10 protein-coding genes are annotated in these 15,044 nt (G+C 56.9%); 7 read left to right on the forward strand and 3 right to left on the reverse strand.

The genetic code is table 11. From position 1 onward, the window contains the following. Positions 1-3: 3 nt before the first annotated feature. Both AC2TEL_RS03615 and AC2TEL_RS03620 read right to left on the reverse strand, forming a co-directional pair. On the reverse strand, positions 4-2,049 hold the full coding sequence (locus AC2TEL_RS03615) for a hypothetical protein (protein WP_480901948.1): 2,046 nt from the start codon (positions 2,047-2,049) through the stop codon (positions 4-6). Beyond that, positions 2,046-3,017, reverse strand: a complete 972-nt coding sequence (locus tag AC2TEL_RS03620; protein ID WP_480901950.1) for a glycosyltransferase — start codon at positions 3,015-3,017, stop codon at positions 2,046-2,048. Before AC2TEL_RS03620 ends, AC2TEL_RS03615 begins: the two co-directional genes overlap by 4 nt. A 389-nt stretch (positions 3,018-3,406) precedes the next feature. Between AC2TEL_RS03620 and AC2TEL_RS03625 the strand changes: the two genes are divergently transcribed. From AC2TEL_RS03625 to AC2TEL_RS03650, 6 genes are all read left to right on the forward strand, one after another. After that, positions 3,407-5,443 carry a B12-binding domain-containing radical SAM protein gene (locus AC2TEL_RS03625; protein WP_480838088.1) on the forward strand — a complete coding sequence of 679 codons (2,037 nt, stop codon included), beginning with the start codon at positions 3,407-3,409 and terminating at the stop codon, positions 5,441-5,443. A gap of 116 nt (positions 5,444-5,559) precedes the next feature. Then, the gene (locus AC2TEL_RS03630) at positions 5,560-6,729 is read left to right on the forward strand and encodes a PepSY-associated TM helix domain-containing protein (RefSeq protein ID WP_480901953.1); all 1,170 of its coding nucleotides are present in this window, start codon (positions 5,560-5,562) and stop codon (positions 6,727-6,729) included. A gap of 89 nt (positions 6,730-6,818) precedes the next feature. Beyond that, positions 6,819-8,276 (forward strand): lipopolysaccharide biosynthesis protein, encoded by a 1,458-nt coding sequence (locus tag AC2TEL_RS03635; RefSeq protein WP_480901955.1) that lies wholly within the window; start codon positions 6,819-6,821, stop codon positions 8,274-8,276. 172 nt (positions 8,277-8,448) lie between these two features. Then, a complete protein-coding gene (locus AC2TEL_RS03640) occupies positions 8,449-9,420 on the forward strand; it encodes an NAD-dependent epimerase/dehydratase family protein (protein ID WP_480901957.1) in 972 nt (323 codons plus the stop codon). Between the two features lie 21 nt (positions 9,421-9,441). Next, positions 9,442-10,896: a glycosyltransferase family 39 protein gene (locus AC2TEL_RS03645; protein ID WP_480901959.1), complete on the forward strand. Its 1,455-nt coding sequence runs from the start codon at positions 9,442-9,444 to the stop codon at positions 10,894-10,896. Next, entirely contained in the window at positions 10,889-12,418 is a 1,530-nt protein-coding gene (locus tag AC2TEL_RS03650; protein ID WP_480901963.1) for a GMC oxidoreductase, read from the forward strand. Before AC2TEL_RS03645 ends, AC2TEL_RS03650 begins: the two co-directional genes overlap by 8 nt. On the opposite strand, the gene AC2TEL_RS03655 is transcribed toward AC2TEL_RS03650, so the two are convergent. Next, positions 12,415-13,656, reverse strand: a complete 1,242-nt coding sequence (locus AC2TEL_RS03655; protein WP_480901965.1) for a glycosyltransferase family 4 protein — start codon at positions 13,654-13,656, stop codon at positions 12,415-12,417. The two genes, AC2TEL_RS03650 and AC2TEL_RS03655, sit on opposite strands and share 4 nt — an antisense overlap. Positions 13,657-13,896: 240 nt before the next feature. On the opposite strand from AC2TEL_RS03655, the gene AC2TEL_RS03660 reads away from it, so the two are divergent. Next, positions 13,897-15,039, forward strand: a complete 1,143-nt coding sequence (locus tag AC2TEL_RS03660; protein ID WP_480901968.1) for a glycosyltransferase family 4 protein — start codon at positions 13,897-13,899, stop codon at positions 15,037-15,039. The last annotated feature ends 5 nt before the right edge of the window (positions 15,040-15,044 follow it).

Below are 15,044 nucleotides of genomic sequence, written 5' to 3' on the forward strand. Positions count from 1 at the left end.
GCCTTACTTGTCGAGGGTGACGTAAACCACATCACGCCCGGGAAAAGCCGCGATTGTCGCTTTGTTGGCATCTGGCCCCAAATCGTGGACATAGATCGGACGATCCGGGGACAGGAACGGATCAAGCCGATAGAATGCCAGACCAATATCTTCCGATGTGGATATGATAACCAATGCATTCGTCAGATTCTCGCGACGTTCCAGGTCTCGGATTTCGGATGTGTAGGCAAGGTAGTCGTGGTATTTGGCGACCCCGCGCCAAGACGTAAATGCAGCCAAAGCCACTCCGCATAACAGCAGAACCACGACTGAAAGCCGCTTTTGCCCGGTTTCGGACAGCCGACCGCGGACCTCCAGAATGCCGGCCGCCGACAGTGTGAGGAAGGGCAGAAGCGCAACATACCAGTATCGCGGCCCGACAAAGAACGTGCCCGTAAACCAGTAAAAGAACATGACCCCCACGACAGCAAGCATCAGGGCAAGCATGGCTTTGTCGAATCCGGTCAATCGCCGGAACCAAAGCAAAGCCGCCCATAGGGCGGTTAAGGAGCCAAAGGTCCAGCCCAGAAGCTCGAAATTCATTGACGCAAGCCCATTGAGTGTGTTCAGCAACCCTTCGGCCGGGCTGTGCCCGGCCCAGATGTCCAGCGCCAGCCAATGTCCGGCGGGTGGGCCGATATCTGGCCCGAACCCGAATGTATTCCCCGCTCCCGGCCAGAGCCGGTTGATGTAGTCAGCCTGGGGCGTCAACAACAGATCACCCGTGGTTGCGTAGTTGAACAGGAAAAAGGCGGACCCGGTCAGAAAACAACCTAATCCGTAAGCAGCGATGCGAAAAAAGTTGTGCCGGAAATCAAACAGCAGCCAAAGCCCGGTGAGGCCGCCGATCATGATCCCTTCCAATGGACGTGTAGTGAACAACCATCCCATTGCAAGCCCGGCGGATAGCGCCAGAAGAATTCCTCGCGCGGATTTTGGAGCAACTGGCTGCAACAGAATCCACCACCCCAACAACGCCAGAAACAGCGCCGCTGCGTGTGTCATCATCGAAGCGCCGATGGCCAGAACCCAGGGCGAGGTTGCCATCAAAAGCGCGACCAGGTCAGCGCGTTCCGTTCCAACTGTCTGGCGGACGATCCGATGCGCCAGCCAGACCGACGCCCCGGTCAAGGCGGGGTTTACCAACCAAGGCAGTCCGGCCAAGATCCCAAGGCTCAAAATCACCGGCCAACCCGGAGCGGTAACGGATAGCCAGCGGTCGCCGCGTATATCAAGCAGGTAGTATTCCAGTGCGGCCTGTGCCTCGGGCGGAGGGGCCGGTACGCTCAGCGCTCCGCCTGCGAGTGTTTTGGCCTGAAACAGATACGCAACTTCGTCCTGGATATGCGGCATCCGGTCAAAGGCAAACCAGGCCAGAAGGGCGCTTGCAACAAAGGCGAAGACCGCAAGCCCAGCGGGTGACAGACGCGGGCATTGCAATGGCCCCGCGACAAAGAACATCGCAAGCAACGTAGCAAGCTGCACGGTGGATATCATTCCACCGGCAATGATCTGCAGGGCATGAGGAATGTATTGCCCATAGGCGATATACGGGGTTGGTGAGACGGAAAGCACTGCGACCAGGACAAGCAGGATCAACACACGGCCATACCCAAACTCGCGGAAGCCATTCATCGCCTGAGCAGGCCATCGGGTTACCAGCACGTATCCGGTCAGCATTGTCTGCGCAGCCAGAATTCCCAGCATCGCCAATGTTCCGATGTCGGTAGCAAGATCCAGCTTGGGAAACCAAAGCGGCTGAGTCATCCATAACCGTGCGGCGCTTCCGAGCAGAAACATCGCGGCAAGCCCCGCGAAAAGCCCGTAGCCGCGCAGGGCGAATGCAATGAGAAGCAACACGCCAACGCCGGTTACGATCCCCATCCAGACAAGCATCTCGCCTTGTGTCGCGTTGGTTTGCATTGTGCTTGCCGCATCCGCAGCAGTTCCGGAAAACACTGCGAACACGAGGGTAAGGGCAACGAGGCGGAAGAAAAACGTACCGCTCATGCTGTGGTTTTGGCCTCGGCGGCGGTAGGAGACTCGATGTTGATTTTTTCCTGCTCGATCACGATAGGGCCACCGCGCACCTGATTGTGAATCGAGGTAATGTACTCTCCGAGCATACCTATGAACAAAAGCTGCACACCCGACAGGAAAAACAACGAAACGATAATCGTCATGGTTCCGCGTGGCGCCTGATCGGGGGCTATGAAATAGGCGATCACCGAAAAGATCGAGAACAGGATGCAAGCAATCGCAATCACCAAACCGCTGATGGTGCAAAAGCGCATTGGGGCCCGAGTGAAGGCAAAGATGGCGTTCAGGGCCTGATCCGCGAGTGCCCCCATATTGTGTTTTGACAGCCCACGCTTGCGAGCACGCCATGTGTAGGGGACGATGACCCGACGAAACCCGCAGGACGCGATAATCCCACGAATATACGGATAGTGGTCATTGTGGGCGAGCACAGCATCCAGTACCCGCCGGTCGACCAGCTGAAACTCTCCTACGTTCGGCTCCATTTCGACATCAGACAGCCGATTAATGGTGCGATAGAATAGCTTCCGTGCGGTACGGAAGAAAAACCCTTCTTCACGCGTATTGCGCGCGCCTGCGACCACATCATATCCGTTTTCCCAAAGCTTAACGAATTCGGGGATCATTTCGGGCGGATCCTGAAGATCCACGGGTAACAGAACAACGATCGCGTCACCTTCGGCATAGCGAAGCCCGTTAAAGGTCGAGCGGAACACGCCGAAATTGCGCGCATTGACGACGACTTTCACGCTCGGGTCGTTTTCCGCCATTCCGCGCAAAACACCGACCGTGTCATCGCTGGACGCGTTGTCGATGAAGATGTGTTCGTAACTGTAATTGGGCAGTTCTTTTTCGAAGAGAGCCTTCACCGTCTCGTAGCAGACGGCGACATTGTCTTCTTCATTGTAGCATGGCGATACGACGGAAATTTTTTTCATGGCACAATCTGGAAGGGAAACGTTGGGTACTCGCAAAGAAAACTCTGGCAGTCGAAAGCAATGTAGCGGAAACGCCGCATTCGCGGAAGCACTAGCATGATCCCGGTCGCCGCTTTGGCGGCCAGGTGCTGCATTTGCGTAGTATTCGGTCAAAAACACGCATTCCGGATGGCTACTGTATTCGAACAGTGTTGCTGTTTCGGTACAATTGTTAACGTGACAGCACCGCAGTACGCGCCAACGAAATCGGAAAGCTCTTAATTTTGTGCAGGCAAATAAGATGTGGTTTGATAAACTGGACAGGGTACGGGTTCGTGCAATAGCCTCTCTGCCGTCTACCTAAGTCAGACCGTATCCGGTAAATAGTTTTGCGACATAAGGGTTTTTTGATGCGTATTTACCTAGCCGATTTGGGCCATAACCTTGTGACAGCCACATCGGACACCTATCCGCTGGGCGTTGGCAATCTGGCTACATATGCCAAGGCCTATGCCAAATCCAAGTCACCTGTACATGTCGAAATCTTCCGCGACCCGCAGGAGTTGAAGGCCGCAATCGACGCCGCCTCGCCTGACGTAATCGGGTTTTCCAGCTATTCCTGGAACCATCACCTGGCTTTGTCCTTTGCCGACTACGCAAAGTCGGCCAACCCGAATGCGCTGACGCTGATGGGTGGCCCAAACTTTCCGCTGACCGAGGACGAACAGGATAGCTGGATCCGCACAATGCCGCAGATCGACATGCATGTCCGGGGTCCGACATATGAAGGGGAACGAGCCTTTCTGAACACATTGCAACGCTTCATCGATGTGGGCTCGGCACGCGAGGGCATGTGGGACGAGGCCATCGATGGTGCGCTTTTCGTGCATCCCAAAACGGGTGAAATCCTGCGCGGCGGCGAGGTACCCCGGATACGGGATCTGGATGAAATCCCATCGCCGTATCTGGCCGGGCATATGGACAAGTTCTTTGACACCGGCCTATTCGCACTGATGCAACTGGCCCGCGGCTGCCCGTTTACCTGCGCGTTCTGCAACTCGGCGGTCAAGTCGAACTCCAAGGTGTTCCGCCATTCCTTCGAGCGCACCAAGGCAGATCTCGATTACATCGTGGCGCGTATCAACCATGCCAGCCCATTGTGTTTTGCCGACGACAATTTCGGCATGTATGTACAGGACGAAGAAGTGGCCGATTATCTGGGCCATCTGATGGAAGAATACGACTGGCCGAAGTATATCCGCACCACGACCGGCAAGAACCGCGGCGACCGGATCATCAAGGTGATGCGCAAGGCCAAGGGCCGACTGCCGATGACCTCATCGGTACAATCGCTCAACCCGGTTGTTCTGAAAAACATCAAGCGCGACAATATCAGCCTGGATACTTATGCCGAGGTGCAGCAGGAACTGCACTCCAAAGGCATGCAGTCTTACGGCGAACTTATTCTGTGTATGCCGGGCGAGACCAAGGAATCGTTTATGGACGCAGTCGACAAGCTGATTGAGACAGGCGTCAGTCGTGTCGCGGCGCACCAGTTGATGCTGCTGCACGGCGCACCGCTGGCCAATCCGGACAGCCGCGAGAAATTCGGTTTCAAAACCCGCCACCGCGTCGTTGCGCGTTGCCTGGGCAAATATACCGGTGACACCGTGGTTGAGACCGAAGAGATGGTTGTGGAATCAGAACAATTCTCGTTCCAGGACTATCTGGATACGCGGGTTTTCCATTTGCTGCTGACAATTTTCTACTACGAGGACAATTTCGACGAAGCGTTCCAGTTGGCCAGGGCGCATGGGATTCGACCGTTCCAGGTCGTCAAGTACATGCAGGACATCCTGGATGAAGCTCCACAGGAACTGCGCGATGCGGTCGCCGGATACCTTGATGAGAACCAGGCCGAACTGTTTGAAACCCGCGCCGATTGTGTGGAATGGGCCAAGGTAAATTATGACGATCTGATCAGCGGCGAGCTGGGTGGCAATCTGCTCAGCAAGTATTCGATGATCGGTCGTTTCATCGTCCTGAGCGAAGCCCTCGATTTCCTGAAACGCGCCATTTCTGACCTTCTGGGCGCAGAGAATCAAAACGCTCAGGCCATGCTGGATTCGATCATCGGTTATTATGATGCGGTCATGTTGCATGTGCCCTTCGCCGACAATCTGGAGCGCGAGCCGGTTTGGGTTTCGCAATTCGACGTCGAAGCGTGGCGTGCTGATGACTACTCGGGTTCGCTGAGCGACTACAGGTTCGACGCCCCTCGGGAGTTTCAGACTCAGGTCGATACCCGCGTCAAGTCGACGTTGCTGTCCAGGATAGAAACCTTCGGCGAGCACGCCTCGGGGCTGGGGCGATTTACGCGGACGATGTTTGCGAATGACTTCCGCCGCAAGCTCGATATCACCAGTCAGAGCCACGCCGCCGAATAGTCCAACGACAACACCAGAGCTGATCACTTTGTCTGCTTGACAGGCGGTATTTCGCGCTGAATCTTGACTTCGGGTGACAAAGGTATTTTGCACGCATGGGTCGTCGCTTCCGCAATTTGACGTTCAAAATTCACACATGGCTGGGGCTGCATTTATCCCTGTTCATGGCGTTCATGTTTTTGACGGGGTCGGTTCTTGCAATTGCGGGCGATCTTGAGCTGGCATTCCGTCCAAATGTCTGGACCGCATTCGAAAGCAACGACGGAACGGCCAGCTTTGGAACAATCTACGAGTCCGCCATGTCCGACGAAGATGTTCGTGCAGTGAACGTCATCGAAAGGCACGCCAGCGCCTGGCAGCTGGACAAGGTTTATGTTCATTCTTCCAGCGGTGCAGAAGCCTTATGGACGGACCCAACAAGCGGCGCCGTACTGTTTGTCGAACGAGGTTTGAGTCTAACAGGGATTCTCGACCCGCTGCACGAAACCCTGATGACCGACCACCGATTGGGCTACTTGCTTGTTTCCGCCAGTTCGTTCCTGTTGCTGGGTCTGGTCGTTTCGGGTTTGGTAAGCTACCGACGGTTCTGGAAAGGCTTCTTTCGCCCCCCTTCCGACCGCTCGGGTCGGCGCGGATGGTTTGGAGGGCTGCATCGGCTACTGGCTGTTTGGTCTGCGGTTCTGATGCTGTTGATTGCCGTTACAACCGTCTTCTTCTTTCTCGGAGGGCTGGGTATCAACGGGCATACACCTTCCCCTCCGCCTGGACAGGAACGAACCACGGTGCTGCCGGAAGATTTTGGCGCCGCGATCATTGATCAGGCCGAGTCCGTTGCCCGAACTGCTTTGCCCGATTTTGACCCGAAGGTCATGGTTCCCCCCCGCAATACAAGCGCTGGCATCACTTTCTTCGGACATTGGGCCGGAGGCTCCAGACTGATCGGTCCGGCCAGAGTATTCGTCGACCCCGTGACCATGGACGTTATCGGAACACTGACACCCGCCAACAACACGGGCATCGCGCGCATGGGCGAACTTTTTATCCAACTCCACTATGGAATCTGGGGCGGCCTGTTTTCCAAACTGCTCTGGTTCGGTCTGGGTTTGGCGGGTTTTGGCGTGGCAGTCAGCGGAATGCTGACATTCGCCGCGCGCCAGGCTGGACCCGAGCACGAAAGCATGAGCGCAATTCGGAAGGTTTGGATGGCGCTTGGAGTGTTCCGCTGGGCTTATGGACTAATGGTCTTGGGGATGATTGCCGCCACGATTTATCACTACGCGCTGTGAACAGCCCGGATTTGCCTGCTTAGTTGTGATCCACCCTTCCTAACTCACCTCAGGTCCGGTATCATTTTTTGCCAAACGACAAGGTTGCGATGTCACTTGAACGGAAATTTGCCAAGGGTGTCGCCTGGATGTCGGCGGGCGGCTGGGTAGAACAGGCAATCAATTTCGTGGTTTTCGCCTTGCTTGCGCGCCTTCTTGGCGTCGAAGCATTTGGCATTCTGGCAATGGCAGCGGCGTTCGTGTTGCTGCCGGAGTTTCTGGTTCGTGAGTCCGTCTCAGAGATTTTATTGACAAACGAAGGCTTGTCTCCGCAACGTCTCAACTCGGTGTTTTGGCTGTTGGCTGCATTCGGCCTCGGTCTGGCTGGGTTGCTTCTTGTTGCGTCAGGTCCAATCGCGGCGTTCTACAAGGAGGCACAAGTTGCTCCACTGATTGCCGCATTGTCGCCAACTGTGCCCCTGATTGCATTGACAGCGGTTCCGGTGGCGTTGTTGCGGCGCGACATGCAGTTTCGCACGCTGGCCTTGCGGGCTGTGTGCGGTGTCATCGCAGGCGGCTTGGTCGGGATTGGCATGGCACTTTCGGGGTATGGCGTCTGGAGCCTCGCAGGCCAGCGCGTCACTCAGGTAGGGGTGAACGTGATCATGGCATGGGCCGCCGTTTCCTGGAGGCCGGGACTGCACATATCCTCCGCGCATATCCGCGAAGTTCTGCATTTCGGTCACCGGATGGTCGGCTTGCGCGCCGCAGAGCTGGTCGCAGTTCAGATGCCTTCCGTCATTATCGGAGCCGCACTTGGCCCAACCCAGGCAGGGTTATTCTCGATCGCCTGGCGGGTCATTGAAATTGCATCTTTTCTGGTCACCACACCATTGCGCATGGTAACACTCCCCGCCATCGGCGCCGTCATGCGCGAGGGGGCGCAAGCATCACAATTGCTGCGGGACATCATGCGCATGACCGGGCTGGTGGTTTTTCCGGCGTTTGCGGGTCTGGCTGTCCTTGCAGAACCAGTACTTACGGTCCTTTTCGGTCAGAAATGGGCCCCGGCAGCACCTGTTCTGAGCATCATGTCCGTCTTTGGGATGTATCTCTGTATTGAAAAGGTGCAGCAGACTTATTGCCTCGCTGCCGGACGTGTCGGTATTCTGGCGTTGCTGGCCTGGTGCGAAGTTGGGCTCGGCGTTGTGCTGATCTATTTTGCTATTCCCTTCGGTCTTCCGGCGGCAGCCACCGCATTTGTTGCGGCGTTTCTGGTTTTGTGGCCAATGCGTTTTCTCAATCTCGCCGCTATCTCTGGCCTCAGTGCCGGCACACTGGTGAGTCTTCATATGGCCCCTTTGATTCTGGCGGCTCTTATGGCGATCGGCGTGCACTATCTGAGCCGCCAAATGGTTGGCACGTCGGGGATCGTCATACTCGCTTCAGGTACCTTGGTTGGCCTGATACTGTTTTCAGGTTTTGCCTTTCTCTGTCTTCGCGACAGGCTGGATCTGCTGTTGTCTTTTGTCCGCCCGCCGAAGGAAGAACCGGAAAAATCGCTGTGAATCGTCAAAAAATCAATCGCACCGAACTTTGTGAATTGTTTCCCATTTGGATTGGTCCGAAGTGCCAATTCTCTGCCGCTTCCCAACATTCGCTCAGGGATTGTGGAAGCACCCTCAACGACGTGCTATAACGGGCGAAATTGGTTTTCCGTAGTAAGTCTGGCGAGTTAAAATGCATATTCTGATCACCGGCGGCGCCGGGTTTATTGGCTCACACCTTTCTGAACGTCTGGTCCGCGAAGGCCACACAGTCACAGTGCTGGATGATCTTTCGACCGGACAATTGTCAAACCTCTCGGCCCTTTCCGGCCAAACCACGTTCAATTTCGTCGAAGGCAATGTCTTGGACCGGACACTGGTCGCCGAATTGGTTCAACCGGCGGATGTCGTTTTTCACCTTGCTGCGGCGGTTGGGGTCAAGCTGATCATGGATGAACCCAGCCGGTCGATGCTGACCAATGTCGCCGGCACCGAGAACGTGTTGGATGCAGCGCTTCGGAACAAGGCGCATACGTTCGTGGCGTCCACTTCGGAAGTGTACGGGAAATCATCGAAATTCCCGTTTCAGGAAGATGATGACCTGACGATCGGGTCGACAAAGAACCTGCGTTGGTCATATGCGTGCGCCAAAACTTTGGATGAATTCCTCGCCCTGGCACATGCGCGCGAGTCCGGCCTTCCAGTCACGATTCTGAGATTCTTCAACACCACCGGCCCACGACAAACCGGCCGATACGGAATGGTGCTGCCGAATTTCGTCAAATCGGCATTGGAGAATGCTCCGTTGATCGTCCATGGCACCGGCGAGCAATCGCGTTGTTTTGGGCACGTCGCCGATGTCGTCGAGGCCGTGTGTCGGCTGATGAACACGCCTGACGCCAAAGGAGAAGTGTTCAATATCGGCACCGACCAAGAAATCACCATCCGCGCTCTGGCCGAGCAAATCATCAAGGCTGTAGGCTCGTCATCGGAGATTCAATTCGTACCGTATGATCAGGTATACCCCGCCGGGTTCGAGGACATGCAGCGACGCTTGCCTGATGTATCCAAGCTGGAGCGTTTCACCGGTTTCCGGCCGATGTTGCCTTTAAGCCAGATCATTGATGATATCACCAATGAGATGCGGCTTCCGATGACGGCATAGATTTCAGCGATGCAGCACCCCGTGCTCCGGTCAATAGACTACATCTTACTGGCGGCCATTCTGACGCTGGCAGTTGTGTTGCGGCTGATCGGCCTCAGTGCCCCGCTGTGGTTTGATGAAATCGTCACCATTCAGAACTATGTGGCCGGTCCGTGGGCGGAAGTCATGCAGACCTATTCCATGAACAATCACTTCCTGTTCACTCTGCAATCCAAGTTTTTCGCCTCTCTGTTCGGCGACCACATCTGGGCCTATCGGCTTCCGGCCGTCCTGTTCGGAACCGGTACCGTTCTTGCAATCTGGTGGCTCGCCCGGGATGTTGCGGGCGTGGCAGTGGCCCATGTGTCCGCCCTGTTGGTCGCGCTGTCTTATCATCAGGTCTGGTTTTCCCAGAATGCGCGCGGCTACACCGAACTTGCGTTCTGGAGCACCCTGGGCATGATAATTTTTCTGCGCGGGGTGCAATCGCCTCGGCCCGGTATCTGGGTTGCATACGGTGTTGTTTTTGCGGCGGCTGTCTTCACACACCTGACTGGTGCGTTTTTCTTTGCCGCGCAGGGGCTGGTCTGGCTTGTTCTGATCACCGTGCTGGCCGTTCAGGGGCGCTTGCCGCGCGGCCTTGTTCTCTCGCCCTTGATCGGTGCATCTGTTGGACTGCTCTTGCTCGCTGCGTTTTACGCACCGGTGCTTCCGTACGTTCTGAACACAGTGGGAACAGTCTCAGAGACCTCTGCAGTCGATTTGATGCAAGAATACCAAAATCCGCTCTGGACCGTTTTCGAAGGTGTCCGGACAGCAATCGGCGCTGCAGGTTTTCTACCTTTGTTTGTTGCCGTTTGCGTTTTGGCGGCTTCCGGCATCGGCGCAGCGGCTCTGCACAGTCGCGCCCCGCTTTTTGCACCCTTGGTGCTGGCTCATATCGTTCTCATGGTGGTAGTGCTGCTGGCACTGGGCATGCGGGTCTGGCCGCGCTTTTTCTTTTCGGACATCGGCTTTATTCTGATCCTTGTGGTGGCTGGCGTTTCTGCCTGCGCGGGCTTCGCGGGACGACTGCTTCGAAAACCGTTCCTGGAGCGATACGTATTCATCGCCGCTTCCATTGTCATGGTTGCTGTGTCCATTGCCATGGTACAGCGAAATTACGCGGCCCCCAAACAGGACATGGCGGGTGCCTATGCGATGGCAGAGGACATTAGAACTGCCAATACCGATGTCTATTCGGTGGGCCATAGTGGCCCATTGTTCTCTGGGTACTTTGGCGCAGATTGGGGCAACCTGACGTCGCAACAAGACTATGATGCCGCTTTGACCCAACCTCGACCAATTGTTCTGGTTGTGCCATTTCCGTCGCGCTCACTCAGAATGATCCCAACATTGAAAAACGATATCGGACCGGTTTTTGAGTTGGTTCACCGGTTCCCGGGAACCCTCGGAGATGGCGACATCCTTATTCTCAAACGCATCGGGCATGACTGACCTGGTTATTGGATCCGGCCCTTCGGGGGTGTCAGTCGCAACCGCCCTTCTGGCGCGCGGACGGCGGGTGTTGATGCTGGACGGCGGGAAGGTCCCGGAGCCGGACTCGGATACGCGGCGCAGGCGCATGGCAGAGTGTTCGCCTGACAACTGGTCACAAGACATGCGGACCGCCTGGCAGGAACCGCAGTTTGATGCGCCGCCCGGCCAGATACGCCGATTTGGTTCGGATTTCGCGATGGAACCCTCGGAGAATTCGTTGACGACCGGGGACGATTTCGGGCTGCGTGCATCGCGAGCCGAGGGCGGCTTGTCAAATCTTTGGGGGTCTGCCGTATTGCCCAACCGGGCCGAGGACATTTCCGACTGGCCAGTCAAAGTCGATGATCTGGCCCCACACTACAAAGCAGTCGCCGAGTTCATGCCGGTGAGCGGGCGGAGCGACGATCTTGAAACTCTGTTGCCGGCTTTTTCCATGCACGGTCGCACGACTCTGACCCCTTCTCCGCAGGCCGAGCGTTTCTTGGACAAGCTGGACCGGCAAAAATCGAAGCTTGCGGATTTGGGTGTGTTCGGAGGGGCCTCACGTTTGGCTGTGGCACCGGGTTGCAAACATTGTGGGCAATGCCTTCACGGGTGTCCGTGGGGATATATCTGGTCGGCCCGGGAAACGCTCGGCACTCTGCGCAAGCGACCGGAATTTGAACACCGCTCCGGCATTGTTCGTCGGTTTGAGGAGACTGCTGACAGTGTGACCCTGACGCTGGACAATGGTGAAAGCTTGACAGCGGATCGCGTTTTTGTCGCAACCGGCGTGCTGGAAACCGCGCGGCTGATGCTGGCCTCAGGTGACGATGCCCACGCGACCATGACGCTGAAGGACAGCCAGCACTTCTTCTTGCCCAACCTGCACAGGTGGCCGGCGCCGCGGCGGCCCGACCACCCCCCGTTTCACACTCTGCCGCAGGCCTTTTTGGAGATCGCCGATCCGGGTATCTCGCCACATCTGATTCACGCGCAGATCTATACCTGGAACGAGTTTTTCGCGCATGACCTGGTCACCAATTACGGTTCGAAATTGCCCGGAACGGCGCCGTTTTGGCGCGCACTGGCGCGGCGACTGATCGTGGCTCAGGTGTTCTTGCATTCCGATCACTCGGCTCGGATTGACCTGTCCCTCGCACCCGATGGACGCCTGACACCTTCGGTGGTCCACAATCCGGAAACCCGGAACGTCATGACCGCAACCACATCCCGACTGGCCAAAGCGTTGAACAAATCAGGTCTTTCAACATTGTCATTCGCCGCGCGCGCCGGGGAGCCGGGGTCAGGTTTTCACGTGGGCGGTTCGGTTCCGATGGCATCCGATCCCGGACCGGGTCAAGCCGATGTCCTGGGCCGTCCCAAGGGTCTTTCCCGAATTCATATTGTCGATGCATCCGTGCTGCCAAGCATTCCGGCGACGACAATTACGTTCTCGGTAATGGCCAACGCTCATCGGATCGGAACACTGGCGGGCTAGCCGCCGGTTTCCAGCAAACCCGATTCCAATCTTTGGCTCAGGCTGCGGTGGCCTTTCTTATGCGCTGCGCGGGCAAAAGCTTCGCCGTATGCGGCCAACACCCGATCCTCGTGCCAGATTTCTTCGTACGCCCGCCGTGCGGACTGTGCCTGCGCCTCTCGGCGACCCGGATCGTGCTGCAGCCCGCGCATTGCGGCAAGCAATTCGTCTTGTGTTTCAAACAAGATACCGCCCTCTGCCCGCTCGACAATTTCTGGGAAAGGGCCCAGCCGTCGCGCAATCACCGGCGTTCCCAGACGGAAGCTCTCGATCAGAATAATGCCAAAGGTTTCGTAACACACAGAAGGCACAACTAGCCCGATTGCACCACGATAGTATGCGTTGAGTTCTTCCAGCGTCTTTCGACCCAGAAACCTGATCCGTTCGTTGCCGGCCGCCTGTTTCTGCAAAGCGTCGGCATAGTCACCATCCCCAAGTATGAGCAGGTCGGCGTCGGGATACTGATCAAAGGCCGGGAATACATCCTGCAACCCCTTGATCTTTTCCAGGCGTCCAACGAACAGGAAATAAGGCCGCTCGTGCGCTGCCGGTTCAGGCAGGGCCGACTGATCGAGATCGGGAAGAAAATATGGCAGAACCTGCATGTCCTGGCGCAGACCGAACTCGCGGTGTTTGGCTCGGCTGAATTCGCTTTTGGCAATGATCAGATCCATGTGATCAAGTGCCCGGTCCAGCGCGCCGGTATAGCGCCAAAGCTGCGGCGGGCGCTTGTAATTCAGCACGCAACGCAGGCACTGACGGTCGTCACACAACTCGCGCCCATGACGCCACAGAACGTGAGTCGGACAGACCAGCCAATGCTCATGCGCTTCGTAGACTTTCAATCCCTCGCCCATCGGCAGCAGGCCGGGGCCACCAATCAGGGATGTGTTGTTGTGCCAGATGATATCCGGCTTCTGCTCGGCCAGTATTTCGCGGATGCGAGCGGCATGCACAACTGGACGGCCAAGTTGTTGGGTCAGCAAATTCGACATCATGCCGTTGCGACTGCGCAATCCGATCCGCCTGATCCCGTCGGTTGCCCCTTCTGGCTGCGGTTTGCCACCCAGGATGAGGTAGCTGTCTTCGTCATGTACAACCGTCACGTCGTGACCCCGCGCGATCAACGCCCGGGCCATGCGTTGTATCCCTACGGCGTCGCCTCCGAAGGAATACGGCGGATAGAATGTGGTGAACATCAAAATGCGCAATGGCTGCATGCGAATTGGACCAGATTACCAATGACTTTCCAGTATGAAACACGATCCCTGCGACAATCTAAAGAAGGAAGCCCTGTAGGCAATCGGTTGGCACCTGGTGTTGCGGACATGCTTCAATTGCACTTCGGCTGCGCCAAGGCGTGACCTCAGTATGTGCAAACGCGATGCACATGCTATGAATAGAGAATAACTCAGAAATTTGACCCCAACCCGCTTCAGATGCAAACCACGCCCTCTGCAGACCCTCTTCATGTCGTCGAAATGGGCACCCAGTTCGGTATGGGTGGCATTACCCGGCATATCCTTGGGTTAAGCGACTGGTTGCGGGCGCGGGATCACCGCATCACTCTGGCGGGTACCGCCGATATCTGGGCGGGTCCGGACCGGCAATCAGGGTTTTTGGACCTGCCCACACGCTATGTTGCCGGTGACGGCGGCGGTATTGCGAACCGGCTGCGTCATACGGCGGGCGCGGCCTGGCGATTGCGGCGCTGGCTGGCGGACAACCCGGCCGACCTGATCCATTGCCATGAATCCGCCCCCGCTCTGGTCGCCAATCTCGCCCGTATCGGGCGGCACGTTCCGGTTGCCGTCACCTATCATGGATCAGAACCTGAACGGATCGCAGCCTTTGGCCGCATCGCCGCAAAATGCGATCTGGTGATTACGCCAAGCCACCATTCGGCAGAAGACCTGGCAACCATCGGCAACGTTCCGCGAGACAAGCTGAAGGTTATCGGTCTCGGCGTCACCTCACCCCTCGAGGACAGCGCAGAGGACATCGCAAGCCTCCGGGCGGAGTTGCTGGGAGATGGCGACCGATTGATTGTCACGCTGGCCCGGCTGCTGCCTCAGAAGGGGATCGACATTCTGATCGACTGCGTCGCACGAATGAAGGACACGCATCCCGGATTTCGTTTCGTGGTCGCTGGCGACGGGCCGGACGAGGCGCAATTGCACGCGCTTGCTTTGGAAAAGGGGCTAGGCAAACATCTGCAGTTCATTGGTCGGACCGATAAGCCGATCCGCCATTTACGGGCAGCGGACCTGTTTTTGCTGACTTCGCGGTGGGAGGCGCTGCCCTTTACCATCGCCGAGGCGTTTCAAGCCGGAACCCCGGCTGTGGCAACCGCCTGTTCCGGGGTAGTCGAACTGATCGACGAGAGCGTTGGCGCGGTCGTGCCCATCGGCAACATCGACGCGATCTGCGCTGCGGTTGCGGATGTTCTGTCAGACGAGGCCCGCCGCCAAATCTTGGCAGAGAATGCCCTGAATCGCAGCCGAGAGGACCGGTTCGACCCGGATTGGGTGCATCACCAGTTCGAAAGGACTTATTACGATCTGGCTGGGCGCCAAAGGTGATGTCG

The organism is Ruegeria sp. HKCCD9138, assembly GCF_057220975.1.